Consider the following 17,055-nt stretch of genomic DNA (forward strand, 5'->3'; position numbering starts at 1 on the left):
GGGTTAGCCATGGGTCGCGTTAATGGAAAAGTTGCCATCGTCACCGGTGGGGCGATGGGTATTGGCGCTGCGCATTGCCGCGAACTTGCAGTTGAAGGTGCGCATGTGGTGCTGTGTGATGTCGCGGATGAGCAAGGCGCTGCACTTGCTACCGAAATTGGGGCGACGTATAGGCATCTGGATGTATCACAAGAGGACGAATGGGCAGCTGTTGTCGCGGAGACGGTGTCCACGCTCGGAAACATCGACATCTTGGTCAACAACGCAGGCATTGCTGCCCTCACACCAATCGCGACCGCAAGTACATCTGACTGGGATCGCGTAATTGCCGTCAATCTCACCGGAACGTTCTTCGGCATGCGTGCAGTGGCTGCATCAATGAAAGACGCTGGCGGCGGTGTCATTGTGAATACTTCTTCAGTTGCCGGTTTGGTGGGAACTCCAGGAATTAGCGCCTATGTCGCAAGCAAATGGGGAGTTCGAGGTATGACCAAATCCGCAGCCATGGATCTTGGCCCTGACAACATTCGGGTATTTTCAATTCATCCCGGCGCAATTGACACTCCCATGAGTCCGGCTGGTGATCGCAAGCCGGGAGGGCAAATCATTCCTCGCTGGGGTCATGCGGATGAAGTAGCAAAGATGATGATGTTTCTTGTCACTGATGCGACATTTTCAACGGGTACAGAATTCGTCATCGATGGTGGGTTTACCGCACGTTAAGAGTGTCGGTCACGCTCGAAAGAGCAATGGGTTCATAGTGTGAAGGCATGTCGATTCGCATGCCATCTCGCCCAATTGTCGCCGCAGCAGCTCTTGCAATTTCACTTGCAGGCCTTGCTGTTCCAAGTTTTGCTGCCACCGGGGACGACTCCTCATTCGCGCTCGCAGCTGGATCTTCACCATTTGGGTCAGTTCTTGGCCCGGACAACAACATCTGGGTTACCACTGGCGCAGCCAACTCAATCGCCAAGGTCGATGCCAAAGGCGTAGTGACCAACTACCCAGTGCCCACTGCTGCTTCAAATCCTCGCTTTATCACCGTTGGCTCTGACCGCAACCTTTGGTTTACCGAGCAGGCGGGTAACAAGATTGGCCGGATCACCACTGCAGGTGTGATCACTGAATTTGCAGTACCAACTGCGGCCTCAGAACCTGTTGTGATTGCTCCAGGCCCAGATGGCAACCTTTGGTTTACCGAGCAGGCGGGTAACAAGATTGGTCGCATCACCACTGCAGGTGTGATCACTGAGTTTGCGATACCAACTCCAGCATCGGCACCGTATGCGATTGTCGCTGGTCCAACCGGTAGTAACGACATGTACTTCACCGAATCTGCCGGAGACAAAATCGGCAAGATCACCTCATCGGGCACGATCACTGAAATTGCGTTGGCTGCAGGTTCAAAGCCAGCAGGTATCACCACTGTGGCTTCGACCTTATGGATTGCTGAATTTGGCACCAACAAGGTGGCTCAGCTCCAAGGGAATACGGTGCTGGAAATCAGCATGCCGGCCGGCACCTCACCAATCTGGGTCACTCAGGGCCCTGGCCCAACCATGTGGGTTTCGTTATACGGCACATCGCAGATGGCAGTACTCTCAGCAGCTGGAGCTCTTCAAGCAACATATGCGCTTGAAGCAGGAGCCAAGCCTGCAGTGTCAGCGCAAGGTGCCGATGGCAATATGTGGGTTGCGCTGAACGGAAACGGCAAGGTTGGCCGGGTGCTTTCTGGTCAGACACCAATCGTTGCAACAGCACCTGCGGTAACTCCGACAACCGCTGCTGTTGGAGCAACACTTACCGCTTCATCAGGTGTGTGGGCGTATGAGCCAACCGCCTATGTGTACTCGTGGCAGAGCTGCACTACCAACGCGACAACAAGCTGCACGGTTATCGCGAATGCAACTGCAGCTACCTACGTAGTGACAGCGGCTGACTCAGGCAAGTTCATTGGCGCAAAGGTTGCTGCAACGAACCTCAACGGTACTGTTGCGGCAGTTTCTACGAACCTTGTCCAAATTGGCGGCAGTGCAACTCCTTCGCCTACTCCAACGCCAACGCCTACGTCGACCTCAGCAGCTAAGCCTGTTCCAACATTTGTGACAGTCAATGCAGCACCAAAGGTCGGCCGTGGCAAAGCAACAGTGATCACGCTGTCACTGAGCCCTAACACGGCTGCTGGTTTGGTGAACATCACATTTAAGGGCGGGTCAACAAAGGCCGTAGTAAAAGCTCTTAAGCCAACCAATGGTTTGCTCACCACCACTTGGACACCACCTGCAAACTGGCCGCTTGGCAAAACCCGTGTAACTGCACGGTTCTTCCCAACCACGCCAACTGCGAATTTGCGCGGCAGTGGTTACGACATCATCAAGGTGCGCAAGTAGTAGCTCCTGCGTGCAGAGAACTTCTGGACGTTGCTGACGTGCTTTGCGAGTTACGAGTACGTCAGCAACGCAACAGGAACACGCGAACGCAATTCGTCGACGCTCATCGAAAATGTTTCTCGCACGTGCACCGCACCATTTTCTAGAATGAATATTGCGACATCGGTGTAAATACGACTCACGCAACCAAGCCCAGTGAGTGGGTAGGTGCATTCATTCACGAGCTTTGAAGAACCATCCTTGGCGAACAAGGTCATCATTGTGTAGACGTCCTTGGCGCCAACCGCTAAATCCATTGCTCCGCCAACTGCGGGGATTGAATCATCGCCACCCGTGCTCCAGTTTGCTAGGTCGCCCTTAGCTGATACCTGGAAAGCACCCATGACACAGACATCGAGATGGCCGCCACGCATCATCGCGAATGAATCTGCATGATGAAAATATGCCGAGCCTGGAAGTTCGGTTACTGGAATCTTTCCGGCGTTAATCAGATCAAGGTCAATGGCATCGCCAACGGCTTGAGGACCCATGCCAAGCATGCCGTTTTCCGTGTGCAAGATGACGCCGCGTTCAGGGGTGAGGTAATCAGACACCTTCGTTGGTTGGCCGATGCCCAAGTTCACGAATGAATTTGCTGGGATGTCTTCGGCGACCAACTTCGCCATCGCATCGCGATCAAGTGGTGCTGCATCTAGATGTTCAACCGTATGGAAACTCATGCCGTTGCCTTTCCGTGGGTTGCGTCTGCATCTACTTGTACGACTGTGTCAACGTAAATACAAGGTGTCACGATGACTTCCGGATCAAGTGCTCCGGTCTCAACAATTTCGGATACTTGCACGATCGAAGCGTTCGCTGCTGCGGCCATAATCGGGCCGAAGTTGCGGGCCGTCTTGCGATACACGAGGTTGCCCATGCCGTCAGAGATATGTGCTTTTACTAAAGCAAAGTCACCTCGAATTGGAAGTTCAAGCACATATTCCTTGCCATCAAAGATGCGTGACTCTTTGCCAATAGCCAGTGGAGTGCCTGCTGAAGTTCGTGTGTAGAAACCAGCAATGCCAGCGCCACCAGCGCGGATTCGCTCAGCAAGGGTTCCCTGTGGAACCACCTCGAGTTCGATCTTTCCGGAACGGTAGAGATCATCGAAGATGTAGCTGTCTACTTGGCGCGGGAACGAGCAAATAATGCGTGAAACCAGACCCGCACCCAAGAGAGCAGCGAGTCCGACATCGCCATTGCCTGCGTTGTTGTTCACCACAGTGAGATTGCCAGCTCCGTGGCGACGCAGTGCATCTATCAATTCAATGGGTTGGCCAGCTGTGCCAAAGCCACCAATGAGAACAGTGGATCCTTCTGTAATTGCAGAGACAGCCTCGTCAGCGCTCTGAGCAATCTTCAACATGTGATTCCTTCAGTGCAGTTAGAGGGTGGTGTTTTCAAGAACGACAGCAAGGCCTTGGCCGACGCCGATACAAATAGCTGCAACGCCCCAGCGGTGGCCACCGGTCTGCATGCTCTTCGCAAGGGTGCCAAGAATGCGACCACCGGAGGCGCCAAGCGGATGTCCCAGTGCGATTGCGCCGCCATGCTGATTCACAATTGCCGGATCAATGCCCCACGCATCAAGGCACACGAGTGATTGCACTGCAAAAGCTTCATTGAGTTCTACTGTGCCTACGTCGGACCAACGAATGCCGGCGCGGGTCAATGCTTTATTGGCGGCTTCAACAGGCGCATAGCCAAAGCGCTGTGGAACGAGTGCTTCAACTCCGCGACCAGCAATGCGCGCAATGGGCTGCTTGCCAATAGTGGCTGCTGCAGCTTCTGATCCAAGAAGAACAGCTGAGGCACCATCACTTAAGGGCGAAGCGTTACCGGCTGTGATAGTTCCAGGTGTGCGAAACGATGGCTTTAATTTTGCAAGGGACTCTGCTGTTGTTGATGGTCGAATGCTTTCATCGCGCGCAAGGTCAGTACCTTCAACAGAAACAACGAGATCGTCATAAAAGCCTGCATCCCAGGCAGCATTTGCGCGTTGATGTGATGATGCAGCAAATTCATCTTGACGATCGCGGCTCACACCGAATTCTTCTTGGAGCTGCTCATTGCATTCGCCCAAGGATGCTGTCCATTCAGCGGGCATTTTTGAATTCACTAAGCGCCAACCAAGAGTGGTGGAGTGCAAGGTGGCATTGCCGGCAGGAAATGTTGCTTCTGGCTTTTGCATGACCCAAGGTGCGCGGCTCATGGATTCAACGCCACCAGTGACCAGAATTTCGGCATCGCCAGTTTCGATTTGACGTGAAGCCATAATCGCGGCGTCAAGGCTGGATCCGCAAAGGCGATTAACAGTGGTACCTGCAACAGACATGGGCAAGCCTGCAAGTAAAGCCGCCATGCGACCAACGTTGCGATTTTCTTCACCAGCGCCGTTGGCATTACCGAAGACCACTTCTTGAATCTGTGCTGGATCAAGTTCAGGAGCACGTGCAGCAATCGACGCCACGACAGTGGCAGCAAGATCATCGGGGCGGACACTGGCTAATGAGCCACCAAAACGACCAAAAGGCGTGCGCACTGCGTCATAGATAAAAGCGGAAGTCATAGTGGTGAAGTCTCGTCTCGCAGCAGGATTGAACGGCCAAGGTGAATCATTCGAGAATATTTATTCTTCATATAAATATCAATCTCGCAGGCTTCATGTATTTTCCTGGCGATTGTGAGGGGGTCTGCGATTTTTTGAAGATTTCCCACTCATCTGGAAACCTTTGCTAAAGTCGATTCTCGAGCAGGAATTCGAATTTTTTCAGAATCAGGGGTATGCAGTGTCAAAACGTGGTGAATCGAAATCGCTTTCCGCTGACGTGTATTCCAGAATTCGCGAAGAAATCTATAACGGCACTCTGGCACCGGGCTCCCGTCTCCAACCATCTGTCTTGGGCGAGCGCTACAACGCGAGCACCACGGTGATTCGTGAGGCGCTGGCCCTGCTGGCGGGTGAACGGTTGGTGCAATCGCGCACTGGTCAGGGTTTCTTCATTCCGATGATTAATAAGGACGAGCTCGTCGACCTGACCACGGTGCTGTGCCATGTTGAAGGTTTGGCCCTGCGGATGTCAATGGAGCGTGGCGGCCTGGAGTGGGAGTCCTCACTCATTGCAGCTCATCACCGGTTGGCTCGAACCCCGCGCCGCACGGAAAAGAACCCAGATCGCTATTCCCAGGATTGGTCGAATGCGCACAAGGAATTCCACGCCACCTTGCTTGGCGCCTGCGATGTGCCGCTGCTCCTGGATATGTGTCAGCAACTCATGCTCGCAACCGAGCTGTACCGAGTGTGGGTCAGCCCGTTGGTTACCCACAACAAGCGTGATTACGCCGGAGAGCATGCAGCACTTCTGGAGGCAGTCCTCGCTGGGGATGCTGACACGGCAGTTTCTCTCTTAAATGAACATGCGCGCACGACGGCAAATATGATTATTGAGAATTGGCCAGAAGACACTGAAGCGATGATCGCTGACGGCATCGCTAAGTACGGCGTCGAGTAATTCCTGCACCAGTTGCCACATGAGTATTTTTTCGCAGCAAAATCGATATTTCCTTTGACAAGTAGAAACTCGATGCGACAAACTACTCAAGGATTGCGCGAACTCGCAGGGCATACTGCGCTGGCGCCATGTCATGCATTCTTAGCCGAAAGGTCCTCATGGAAGACGCCTCTGCCGCATTAAAAGCCGAGCTTGAACCCTTCTTGAATAAGCCGGGAGCTCGTCAATTTACTGCGATTGAAATTGAAAAGCAGTTCGTCTGGGATTACTGCGCTGCAGTCGAGGATGGCAATCCGGTGTACTGGGATGAAGAAGTAGCAAAGAAGTCACGCTTTGGACGACTCATTGCTCCACCCAACACGTTGATGACCTTGAATCGTCCGGCACATTGGTTGCCAAAGGAACAACAGGACAAGGCAGCAGCTGCAGCAGCTGCGCTCCCACCATCACCTCAGGCGCAAGCACGCGAAGTGCTTGCCAAGCATGGGTTCACAACCGTCACTGTTGTGAATCGCGAAGAGGAATATTTCGAACCCTTCGGCCCCGGCGATGGCCGACTTTCCATGGAAGATCGTTTCGTTGCTGTGAGCGATATCAAGACCACCAAGGTTGGCCCTGGGGTGTTCTTCACGTACGAAATCGATTACTACACCGAGCGTGACAATCGACTTGTTGGTCGCGCACGTAACGTCACCTTGATTTACAACGGCAGCGGAGCAACAAAATGACCCACCACGCATCCATTGACTTTGCTCAAATCAAGGAAGGCGATGCTCTTCCAAACCTCACCTTTGAAGTGAGCTACACGACTCTTGCCCAAGATGTTGCTGGCACACGTGATTACTATCCAATTCACCATGATCCGGAGTTTGCGAAAGCTGGAAATGCTCGCAACATCTTCCTGAACACCATGTGGTACCAGGGCATGGTAAATCGTTTTGTTTCTGAGTGGGCAGGCTATGAATCCTTCCTGCGCAAACTCAGTGTTGACATGAAGTCGCATGGTTGCCCAGGCGACACCATCACGGTTCGCGGAACCGTGTTGGCTACTCGCACCGATGATCAGGGTCGCAAGCTCGTTGATCTTGATGTGCGTATGGACAACCAACTTCAGCCTGATGTGTTGTTGTCGAAGGTCACCGTAGAAATCCCGTAAGACAATTTGATTGGTGAAGTGATGTCCAAGACTGGCCCTGATCGCACGATTTTCGAACCAGAGCATGAGGAATTTCGTGCGTTTGTTCGTGAGTTCCTTGAACGCGAAGTGGCACCTCACCATGAACGTTGGGAAGAGCAAGGCCGCGTCGATAAAGAGTTCTATGCGGTAGCTGCCGAAAAGGGCATCGTTGGTTTCTGGGTGCCACAGGAATATGGCGGCCTAGGCATTGAAGATTTCCGCTACAACGTGGTGATCCAAGAGGAACTCGGCAAGATGGCTTTTAGTGCGCCATCGATTCGGTTGTACAACGACATCATCGCCCCGTACTTGTTGAACCTCACGAACGATGAACAAAAACAGCGTTGGTTGCCGGGTCAAGCAAAGGGAACCTTCACATTTTCACTGGGTCTTTCGGAACCAGGCGCGGGAAGCGACCTTGCCGGTGCGCGTACAAGTGCAGTGCGTGATGGTGACGGATGGATTGTTAACGGCTCAAAGATTTTTATCACCAATGGTTTGAACTCTGATGCAACCATCGTGTTCTGCAAGACCAATCCCGATGCGGGCCACCGTGGTTTCAGCCTTCTTGTAGTTGAGGATGGCATGGAAGGGTTCAAGCGCGGCCGCAAGTTGAAGAAAATTGGTATGGCAGGTCAAGACACTGCTGAATTGTTCTTCGAAGATGTACGTGTACCTGAAGCAAACCTTCTGGGCGAGGAAGGCCAAGGCTTCTACTACTTGATGATGAATTTGGGTGTGGAGCGTTTAGCTATTGCACTTGCCGCACTGTCGCAAGCTCGCCAGGTCTTTGACGACACCTTGGATTACGTCAAAACTCGTGAGGCTTTCAAGCAACCAATTGGAACTTTCCAGGCGAACAAGCACGTGATGGCCACCTTTGCGACTGAACTCGATATTGCTCAGGTTTATGTTGATTCGCTGATTTCCAAGGTGCTTGATGGCAGCTTGAGTGACATCGAAGCGTCGAAAGCCAAGTGGTGGGTGACTGAACTTGGTAAGCGAGTGATTGATGGCTGCTTACAACTTCATGGTGGTTACGGCTACATGCTCGAGTACCCCGTTGCCAAGGCGTATATCGATTACCGCTACATGACGATTGGCGGCGGTAGCACTGAGATCATGAAGGAAATGATCGGTAACGATCTTGGACTTGCTTGGCGTAAGCGTGGCTAATTTCTCTGCACTCATCACTGTCGAAGATCGCCTCGCGATCCTCGATATGTTTGCACGTCAGTCGCATGCCATTGATGGTGGCGACGCGGCTGGCTGGGCGGCAACGTATGCACTTGACGGCTCATTCCATTCGCCGACTTACCAACTCACAGCCACAGGTCGCCCAGCGCTCACTGAGTTTGCTGATAACTCAAACTCAGGAGCAAAGGCCCGAGGCGAGCAATTCCGTCATCACGTTTCTGCAGTGATGCTGACACCGAAATCAGCTACCGAAGTGAGTTCGGTGAGTTATCTCATGATTTTGGCAACCACTGTGGATGGCACTCGGGTTGATCGAAGTGTGAGAATGTTCGACGAACTTGTAAAAGTCGAGGGGGAGTGGCTCGTGGCATCACGAACAGTGCTTCGCGATGATGCAGAACTCCAACCAAAGCAATAACTGACACAAAAGGTGAGGCAGTAATGAAATTTGTGACCTTCAATGCTGATGGCCAGACACGTATTGGCGCGCTTGATGGCTCAACGGTGACTGAACTCAGCAACCTTCCTGCAGGTGTGAGCGATCTTCGCGGCCTCCTTACTGCTGTTGCCCCTGCTGACTTGGTCAAGGTCGAGGCACGTGGCACGTCATGGGATCTGGCAGCTGTTGAATTGTTGCCGGTTATTCCTAACCCAAACAAGATCATTTGTGTCGGTGTGAACTACCGCTCACATCGCGAAGAGACTGGACAAGATCCAAACCTCAAGCCAACAATCTTCACTCGCTTTGCTGACACGCAGATTGGTCACGGCGCGGTCGTTGCTCATCCATCAGCAACTGACAGCTTTGACTATGAGGGTGAACTTGCAGTGATCATTGGTCGCGATGCTAAGAATGTTCCTGCAGCGGATGCGTGGAGCGTTGTTGCAGGATTTGCTCCATACAACGACCTCACTGCTCGCGACTGGCAGAAGCATTCAACTCAGTGGATTCCTGGAAAGAACTTCCCTGAGACCGGAGCCTTTGGCCCGGCAATGGTGACCTTGGATGAAATTGCTGATGTTCCTTCAGTTGAACTCACGACTCGCGTCAATGGTGATGTGCGACAGAACGCAACGCTGGCCGACATGATCTTTGATATCCCAGCACTTATTGAATACATCACCGGCTTTACGCCACTTGCTCCAGGCGATGTAATTGTTTCTGGCACGCCAGGTGGTGTGGGCAAGTTCATGACTCCTCCGACCTACTTGAAGGCTGGCGATGTTGTGGAAATTGAACTCAGCGGCGTTGGCCTCTTGGTGAACACCATCGGCTAGTACATACCTTCATAAAAGTTAAGGCCCAGCAGATGATCTGCTGGGCCTTAACTTTTATGTTGTAATGAGTTAGCGCACCTTGCGGAAGTACGGCAGGAACTTGGTGCCATCTCCGACAGGAAGCATCTCTGCTTGAACGCGATCGCCGATTTGCAAGTCCGCAGCGTCTGCTTCATCAACAAGACGAGACAACAAGCGGATACCTTCATCAAGGCGAACATCGATGAATGCATACGGTGCCTCATCCACGAATGAAGGATTTTCCGGACGGCGCACGATGGAGAACGTGTAAATCTCGCCAGCACCTGAGAGGTGCTCGTAGATGAAGTTCTCACTCATGCAGGTTGGGCACACTGGCTTTGGGTAATACCAAAGGCGATTGCAATCCTGGCAACGCTGCGCGCTGAGGATTCCCTTTTCGCCATTTGCCCAGTAGTCGCGATCCCAAGGAACGGTCTTTGGTGTTGGCCTAGTCATTGAAAGGCTCCTTTCCAAGCATCATGCCGCACGAAATAACAAGGTTGGTTTGGTAGGACATCAAGCCAATGCCACTGACGAAACCGATCTTTGCGTCCTTGATCTGACGAGGACCAGCTTCACCGCGTAGTTGGCGAATTGATTCGATCACTGGGATGTAACCGCCACCGAGACGTGGTTGACCGATCGAGAGAATGCCACCGCTGGTGTTAATTGGCAGTGGTCCGTCAAGTGAGAAGTCGTTCTCCTCAACCCACTTGCCGCCCTGGCCGAGTTCACAAAAACCAAGGTCTTCGATCTGCTTGATGATTGCCATGGGGTAATCGTCATACAACTGCATGAAGTCGAGATCTTCGCGCTTGGTCTTCTCGAACAGTTGATCGCGAATGTCAATGAAGCCAGTGAGCAAACGATCTGGTTCTTGATCCTGTGCGCCAGCGCTGTGCTTTTCTGCGTAGGTGCCGATGTAAATAGGAGGCTTGGCCAACTTCTTGGCGTATTCCTCGCTGGTCACGATCACTGCAATTGCACCAGCACAACGCATCACACAGTCGAGCTTGCGAATTGGATCTGCAATTAAAGGTGAATTGATGTAGTCATCAATGGTCATTGGATCGCGTAGCAATGCGTTGTCATTCAGGGCTGCATGCTTGCGGAAAGTGACAGAAACCTTGCCCAGTTGTTCAAGGGTGGTTCCGTAAGTTTCCATGTGCAACTTCTGTACCATGCCAAATTGGCTGTTCGGTCCGCCGTAGCCGTAAGGCAGGATGAAACTGCGGTGCGCGTAGTCAATGGGAGGCGAGACTGCATCGTGATGAAGATCAGTGAAGTCAGCACGGTTGCCACCGCCGACACACACAACGACATCTGCGCGACCAGCTTCGATTGCTTCGACTGCACGCGCGATGCTCATCACGGATGACGCGCCGCCGTAGTCAGCCTTCATCGTCCAGTTCACAGCAAGCCCAAGGTGCTCTGCCATGTATGAGGAGTCGTCTGGCAGCACGTTTGCGCAAAAGACGATGCCGTTGATATCGGACTTAGGAATTCCGGTGTCGGCCATTGCCAGGCGAATTGCCTCGGCCATGAACTGAAGGTCAGCCTTCTCTGATTTACGAGAGAAGGTGGTTTCAGCTGCACCAGCGATCACTGCTCTGGTCATGAATGCTCACCTCGATAGATACGGGTCTGTGCGGTCAACACGGTTGACTCCTTTTATTGGGCGACACGGCTGCACACTCAAGTCGCATCACCTGCAACTCGTGCGTAGGGTGGATCTTGGTCGATGACCTCGTCAGGGGTGCGACCGGTGGCGATATTAGCAGAATAGATTTCTTTGTTCAGAGTATGGAAAAATCTATTTCTGACATTCTGAGTCTACTTTTCAATAAAACCTTGCAGAAAACATCGCCCTATGAAATTGTTGCGCTCTGGGGCCTTGGCTCCGGGATTTCGCAACCTTGGAGGCATTCATGACCATCGCTGACTCAACCCGCGCTGGCAACCCAATTGACCAGATTCGCGCCACCGTGCCGTTTGCGGTCGACAACCTCGAGCGAATCCCGACCAAGCGGTATTACGACGCTGAATTCTTTGAATGGGAAAAGCAGCACCTGTGGACCCGCACCTGGCAGATGGCCTGCCGTCTAGAAGAAATCCCCAATGTTGGCGACTTCATGGAATACACGATTATCGACAAGTCGGTCATCGTGGTTCGCGAAAGCGAAACTGAAGTCAAGGCCTTCCAAAACGTCTGCCCGCACCGCGGCAACACATTGGTTCGCGGCACCGGAAATGCAAAGAGCGGTTTCGTGTGCGGCTTCCATGGCTGGTGCTGGAACACCAAAGGCGAGAACACATTTGTCTATCAACCGCACCTGTTCAGCGAAGCGCTCATGGATCCCAAGAACATTCGCTTGCGTGAAGTGAAATCTGAAATTTGGGGCGGCAACGTCTTCATTAACTTTGATCTCAATGCTGCTTCTCTGAAGGAGCGCCTTGATCCGTTCTACACCAACGTTGGCGCATACAACATTGAGCATCAGCGCACCGTGTGGTGGTACGCAGTTGAAGTACCAGCGAACTGGAAGGTGGGCGTTGAAGCCTTCATGGAGGGCTACCACGTTCTTCAGACCCACCCTCAGCTCATGCCAAAGAATTCACGTCCAGCCACTCAGCAATTCGCAGCAACCCAAGGTGGCGGCAGCTCGTTGGCTGCACGTCTTGCCGGAGCTGGCCCAGAAGAAATTGCTAAGGCCACCAACGACTTTTTGACGGTGCTTGGTCATGGCATGGATTCCTGGATTCTTGAGAAGGACCTCACTATTGCGGCAGGCATGCGGGCCAATCTCCCTGAAAATGTTGAGGAAGCAATTCCTGAATACCGCCGCCAACTCAACGATGCAATCGTTGAATGGAATCGATCACTAGGTATGCCAATTGCCGATCTCAATGCACTTGAAGCCGCGGGCAATCGCCCAACAGTGAATCCGTCGTTCCCGAACTACTTCACACTTCCGTACTTCGGTAACTCAACCTCGTACCGCTTCCGCCCGTTGACACCGGACACAATGATTTTCGAAATGCGTTCCATGACGCTGTTCCCTGAAGGCGAAGCACCTGAATGTCCGAAGGAGCCAACATGGGTTTCACTCGATGATCCACGGTGGCCAGCTATTCCTGTTCAAGACTTTGGCAATATTCCAAACATCCAAATCGGTTTGAAAGCGCCAGGTCTTGAATACACGAGCATCTCTCATCAAATCGAAGGTCGCATTAGCCGATTCCATCAATTGATTGATGGATATCTCGCAGGTGTTGATGAAGAAACATTGACACGTGCTCATCAATACACATCAGGCCCAATTGACGTGCCAATCGTTGATATTTGGGCTGACGAAAGCTGATTCGTTTCATAATTTTTGTTCGCTACCTTGCATTCAGCAAGGTACAAGCCGCAAGGCGTGTAGGAGGAAGTGAATGTCGCTGAGTACTCAGCAGTTGGAAGAAGCGTATGCAGAAATGTTGCGCATCCGTGGGTTCGAAGAGCGCGCGCAGGAGCTCTATGCAAAGTTGCATTTCAAGGGTTCAACGCACCTTGGCATCGGCCAGGAAGCCGTTGCCGTTGGTACGCGACTTGGGTTGCAAGATGGAGACCTCGTTGCTCCTACCTATCGCGGGCACGCTTACGCACTGGCCTGGGGCATGACTTCATTCAGCCTTTTCGCCGAACTTCTTGGCCGCGAAGCTGGAAGTAACCATGGTCGTGGTGGTTCAAAGCACATGGGTAGCGCTGAACTGGGTGTTATTCCAGGCAACGCAATCGTTGCGGCAAACCTCCCGATCGCTTGCGGCACTGCATTGCGCGCCAAGATGGACGGCGACGATGAAGTGACCGTTGTTGTGTTCGGCGATGGTGCAACCAACCAAGCTGCTTTCCACGAAGCGATGAACCTTGCCGCAGTGTGGGATCTTCCCGTGATCTTCCTATGCGAGAACAACTTGTACTCAGAAATGACGCCAATCAAGGATGCAGTGAAGGTTGACGAACTCAGCATTCGCGCTTCTGCTTATGGCATGCCAGGTGTTCGTGTTGACGGCATGTCTGTTGGCGCAGTTGCTGATGTTGTTTCGCAAGCGGCTTCTCGTGCACGTGCAGGCCAAGGCCCAACCTTCATTGAAGCAATGACCTACCGCTACTGCGGCCATATGCCAGGTGACTTGTGTGATTACCGCACGCGTGAAGAAGAAGCAGAGTGGAAGTCCCGCGACGCGATTGAAGCATGCGAAGCACTCCTCATTGCTGCAGGAAAGACACCAGCGGAAACCGCAGCAATTCGCGCACAAGTTGAGGCCGATCTCAATGCCGCAGAAGCAGAAGCACTTGCTTCACCACTACCTGACCCTTCAACGATCAACCGCGGCGCTGCTGCATGGATGGAGACCTCACGATGAGCGCGCGCGAACTTCCGTACCGCGAGGCAATTCGCGAAGCAATTCAAATTGAAATGCAGCGCGACCCAGATGTATTCATCATGGGCGAAGACATTGGCAGTTACGGCGGCATCTACAAGGTGACCAAGGGACTATATGAAGAGTTCGGTGCTGAGCGAGTCATGGATACACCAATTTCAGAAGCTGGCTTTGTCGGTGCTGCAATTGGTGCAGCGATGGTGGGCAAGCGTCCGATCGTCGAATTGATGTTCATGGACTTCTCGCTGGTTGCTGCTGATCAGATTCTCAACCAAGCTGGCAAGCAGCGCTTCATGAGTGGTGACGACTTCCGTGTGCCAATGACCATCCGCACCCAGCAGGGCGCAGGCGGCGGCGTTGGTGCTCAGCACGGTCAGTCACTTGAAGCACTGTTCATGCACATCCCTGGCTTTGCAATTGCCTTGCCATCGACTGCTGCTGACGCAAAGGGCCTGATGGCTACTGCCATTCGCATGGATGATCCAACAATGTTTATTGAGCACAAGACTCTTTACGCAGAAAAGGACCCCGTTCCTGAAGGCGAATACCTGATCCCATTTGGTCAGGCTGCAATCCGCACCGAGGGATCAGACATCACGTTGATTTCTTACAGCGCTTCAATGTTGCCAACGCTTAAGGCAGCTGAACTGTTGAAGGCCAACCACGGCATCAATGCTGAGGTCATCGACCTTCGCACGATCGTTCCTGTTGACTGGGCAACATTGACAGCATCGGTGATGAAGACTGGTCACGGCATCGTGATCCACGAAGCTCACCGCCGCGGTGGTGTTGGTGCAGAAATTGCAGCGGAACTCACACAGCGCACATGGGGCACTTTGGCTGCACCAATCGCTCGTATCGGTGGTTTGGATATTCCAATTCCGTTCTCTCCATCGTTGGAAGCGGTCTGGCACATCCAGCCTGAAGACATCGTGAACACCGCTCTTCGCACGTTGAAGAAGTAATTCGCCAAACCTTCGAGAACAAGAGACATGTCAAATATCAGTAACGGTTGGGCTACTGGCACTCGCGATTGCGTCACAGCTGCATTTGCGCGTTCATTAGCTGCTGTTCCTGATTCGGTGTTTCTTGATTTCTCCGGTGAGAGTTACACCTATGCGCACTTTGATCGCCTGAGCTCACACCTAGCTTCATCATTCTTGAAGCTAGGTGTGCAGCCTGGCGAGCGTGTTGCTTCGATGTTGGATAACAGCGTGCAGGCTGTTGCGACCTGGATTGCAGCGAACAAAATCGGCGCGATTTGGGTGCCGATCAACACTGCGAATAAAGGGGAGTTCCTCCGTCACCCGCTTGCTGACTGCGGGGCAAAACTCGTTGTTGTTGATGCTCAGTATTTCGAGCGCATCGCGATGGTTGCTGATGGCATTCCTGACGTGTCATTGGTGTTGGTAAATGGCGAATATTCTGAAACCGCCGCAACGCCATTTGCAGTTCAAGCATTGAGCGATCACTGGGGCGAGTCGGCGACCGTTGAGGTGGTGGAAAACTCTCCATCGGATATTGGCGCCTTGATGTATACCTCGGGCACAACAGGGCCTTCCAAAGCGTGCATGATGAGTCACAACTATTTGTGCAATATTGCGCGAGCCGGCTCCAACTTGGTGGCCCTTGAATCTCACGACATTGTGTGGACCCCACTTCCGCTCTTTCACACCAGTGGCTTGCAAGCAATTCTTGGCGCCATCATCGTTGGCGGCAAGGTTTCTATTTCATTGAAATTCTCAGCGTCAAACTTCTGGGCAGAAATCGAAACCTCGGGCGCAACAGTTGCCAAGATCATGGCCTCGATGGTTCCAATTCTCATTGCCGCTCCCGAAGATGAAGCAATGAAACGCACGTTTGGGCAAGTGCGTGCTGTTGTCGGCAATCCGTTCACTCCGGCACAAAAGCAAGCCTTCTACGACCGCTTTGGCGTGAAGTACATTGCTAACAACCAGTACGGCTCAACTGAGGTGTATTGCGGAACGAGCGTGCCGTACCTGGCTGATACGCCGCAGGGTTCTGCAGGCAAGCGCAATGATGATTTCGATGTGATTGTTCTTGACGATCATGACTGCGAAGTTCCTTATGGAACTCCAGGTGAGCTGTGTTTTCGCCCAAGTAAGCCAGATGTGATGTTCTCTGGATATTGGCAACAACCTGAAAAGTCAGCTGAAGTGTGGCGCAATCTGTGGATGCACACAGGTGACATGGTGCGCATGGACGAAGAGGGATACATCTACTTCACCGATCGTAAAAAAGATTACATGCGCAAGGGTGGAGAGAACATCTCTGGCTTTGAAATGGAAAAAACCTTCATGGTTCACGATGCCATCGGAGAAGTCTCAGTGCATGCCCTGCCAAGTGAGCTTGGTGAGGATGACATCAAAGTCGTTGTGGTGTTAGCTGAAGGCGCAAGCCTGACCCATGAAGAGTTATGGCACTGGAGTCGTGAGCGGGTTCCTTCATTTGCAACTCCGCGGTACGTTGAATTCCGCAAAGAATTGCCAAAAAATGGCGTTGGGCGGGTGCTGAAGTATCAACTGCGCGATGAAGGCGTCACCCCTGCAACCTGGGATGTGCAAACCACAGATTTAGTGAAGAAACGAGTCACCAAGTAAGTCCTCAGTAGTTGAGACCTTGAAAGGGATGTGCCAGATGAGCAAGAGCATGCTGTTGGTCCTAACGAATCCAGTTCCTGGCAAGGAAGCAGAGTTTGAGGCTTGGTACGAGCAACAGCATGTGCCTGAGGTGCTTGATATACCAGGTTATGTCGCTGCATCGCGATGGAAGAAGAGTCACTTGGTGTGGCCAAGTGGTCGTCCGTCAGTTGATCAGTCACGTGCGGCTCTGTACACCGTCGAAGGTGACCTTGAAACAGCGATCAATGCGCTCACCAGTCGTGTCGCTGATGGCACCATCGTGCTGCCAGATTGCATTGATATTGAATCCATTGGGATTACCCCATATGAATTCATCAGTGAGACAGACTAAAAGCCCATTCACACGCTGA

Annotated in this window: 18 protein-coding genes; 13 read left to right on the top strand and 5 right to left on the bottom strand. The window is 52.5% G+C overall.

Annotated elements, in window-relative coordinates; genetic code table 11:
* The first annotated feature begins 9 nt into the window (after positions 1-9).
* The gene (locus tag PHN51_05365) at positions 10-723 is read left to right on the top strand and encodes an SDR family NAD(P)-dependent oxidoreductase (protein MDD2818207.1); all 714 of its coding nucleotides are present in this window, start codon (positions 10-12) and stop codon (positions 721-723) included.
* A 47-nt stretch (positions 724-770) separates the two neighbouring features.
* A complete protein-coding gene (locus tag PHN51_05370; protein ID MDD2818208.1) occupies positions 771-2,390 on the top strand; it encodes a hypothetical protein in 1,620 nt (539 codons plus the stop codon).
* Between the two features lie 50 nt (positions 2,391-2,440).
* Here PHN51_05370 and PHN51_05375 read toward each other — a convergent pair whose 3' ends face one another.
* The 3 genes from PHN51_05375 to PHN51_05385 are packed head-to-tail and all read right to left on the bottom strand — an operon-like array spanning position 2,441 to position 4,998.
* Complete coding sequence (locus PHN51_05375; GenBank protein MDD2818209.1) at positions 2,441-3,109, bottom strand: 3-oxoacid CoA-transferase subunit B; 669 nt, start codon at positions 3,107-3,109, stop codon at positions 2,441-2,443.
* On the bottom strand, positions 3,106-3,795 hold the full coding sequence (locus tag PHN51_05380) for a 3-oxoacid CoA-transferase subunit A (protein MDD2818210.1): 690 nt from the start codon (positions 3,793-3,795) through the stop codon (positions 3,106-3,108). Before PHN51_05380 ends, PHN51_05375 begins: the two co-directional genes overlap by 4 nt.
* An 18-nt stretch (positions 3,796-3,813) precedes the next feature.
* Positions 3,814-4,998: a thiolase family protein gene (locus PHN51_05385; protein MDD2818211.1), complete on the bottom strand. Its 1,185-nt coding sequence runs from the start codon at positions 4,996-4,998 to the stop codon at positions 3,814-3,816.
* A gap of 220 nt (positions 4,999-5,218) precedes the next feature.
* Between PHN51_05385 and PHN51_05390 the strand changes: the two genes are divergently transcribed.
* The 6 genes from PHN51_05390 to PHN51_05415 all read left to right on the top strand — a co-directional run bounded on the left by PHN51_05390 (position 5,219) and on the right by PHN51_05415 (position 9,593).
* Complete coding sequence (locus tag PHN51_05390; GenBank protein ID MDD2818212.1) at positions 5,219-5,941, top strand: GntR family transcriptional regulator; 723 nt, start codon at positions 5,219-5,221, stop codon at positions 5,939-5,941.
* 128 nt (positions 5,942-6,069) lie between these two features.
* A complete protein-coding gene (locus PHN51_05395) occupies positions 6,070-6,669 on the top strand; it encodes a MaoC family dehydratase N-terminal domain-containing protein (GenBank protein MDD2818213.1) in 600 nt (199 codons plus the stop codon).
* Entirely contained in the window at positions 6,666-7,097 is a 432-nt protein-coding gene (locus PHN51_05400; GenBank protein MDD2818214.1) for a MaoC/PaaZ C-terminal domain-containing protein, read from the top strand. The genes PHN51_05395 and PHN51_05400 overlap by 4 nt, the downstream gene beginning before the upstream one ends.
* Positions 7,098-7,118: 21 nt before the next feature.
* Complete coding sequence (locus PHN51_05405; protein MDD2818215.1) at positions 7,119-8,294, top strand: acyl-CoA dehydrogenase family protein; 1,176 nt, start codon at positions 7,119-7,121, stop codon at positions 8,292-8,294.
* A complete protein-coding gene (locus tag PHN51_05410; GenBank protein ID MDD2818216.1) occupies positions 8,287-8,733 on the top strand; it encodes a nuclear transport factor 2 family protein in 447 nt (148 codons plus the stop codon). Before PHN51_05405 ends, PHN51_05410 begins: the two co-directional genes overlap by 8 nt.
* 23 nt (positions 8,734-8,756) lie before the next feature.
* Positions 8,757-9,593, top strand: a complete 837-nt coding sequence (locus PHN51_05415; protein ID MDD2818217.1) for a fumarylacetoacetate hydrolase family protein — start codon at positions 8,757-8,759, stop codon at positions 9,591-9,593.
* Positions 9,594-9,662: 69 nt separating this feature from the next.
* Here PHN51_05415 and PHN51_05420 read toward each other — a convergent pair whose 3' ends face one another.
* Together PHN51_05420 and PHN51_05425 are read right to left on the bottom strand one after the other, a co-directional pair.
* Positions 9,663-10,070, bottom strand: coding sequence for an OB-fold domain-containing protein (locus PHN51_05420; protein MDD2818218.1), 408 nt, complete (start codon positions 10,068-10,070; stop codon positions 9,663-9,665).
* Positions 10,063-11,232 (bottom strand): thiolase family protein, encoded by a 1,170-nt coding sequence (locus PHN51_05425; protein ID MDD2818219.1) that lies wholly within the window; start codon positions 11,230-11,232, stop codon positions 10,063-10,065. Before PHN51_05425 ends, PHN51_05420 begins: the two co-directional genes overlap by 8 nt.
* A 310-nt stretch (positions 11,233-11,542) precedes the next feature.
* Here PHN51_05425 and PHN51_05430 point away from each other — a divergent pair, with 310 nt between their 5' ends.
* The 5 genes from PHN51_05430 to PHN51_05450 all read left to right on the top strand — a co-directional run bounded on the left by PHN51_05430 (position 11,543) and on the right by PHN51_05450 (position 17,036).
* Complete coding sequence (locus tag PHN51_05430; protein ID MDD2818220.1) at positions 11,543-12,976, top strand: aromatic ring-hydroxylating dioxygenase subunit alpha; 1,434 nt, start codon at positions 11,543-11,545, stop codon at positions 12,974-12,976.
* A gap of 73 nt (positions 12,977-13,049) precedes the next feature.
* Complete coding sequence (locus PHN51_05435; protein MDD2818221.1) at positions 13,050-14,024, top strand: thiamine pyrophosphate-dependent dehydrogenase E1 component subunit alpha; 975 nt, start codon at positions 13,050-13,052, stop codon at positions 14,022-14,024.
* Positions 14,021-15,007: an alpha-ketoacid dehydrogenase subunit beta gene (locus PHN51_05440; GenBank protein ID MDD2818222.1), complete on the top strand. Its 987-nt coding sequence runs from the start codon at positions 14,021-14,023 to the stop codon at positions 15,005-15,007. Before PHN51_05435 ends, PHN51_05440 begins: the two co-directional genes overlap by 4 nt.
* A 27-nt stretch (positions 15,008-15,034) precedes the next feature.
* Positions 15,035-16,663 (top strand): AMP-binding protein, encoded by a 1,629-nt coding sequence (locus tag PHN51_05445; protein MDD2818223.1) that lies wholly within the window; start codon positions 15,035-15,037, stop codon positions 16,661-16,663.
* 37 nt (positions 16,664-16,700) lie between these two features.
* On the top strand, positions 16,701-17,036 hold the full coding sequence (locus PHN51_05450; GenBank protein ID MDD2818224.1) for a hypothetical protein: 336 nt from the start codon (positions 16,701-16,703) through the stop codon (positions 17,034-17,036).
* Positions 17,037-17,055 lie beyond the last annotated feature (19 nt).

The sequence above is a fragment of the Candidatus Nanopelagicales bacterium genome (assembly GCA_028687755.1).
Classification (GTDB): domain Bacteria; phylum Actinomycetota; class Actinomycetes; order S36-B12; family S36-B12; genus UBA11398.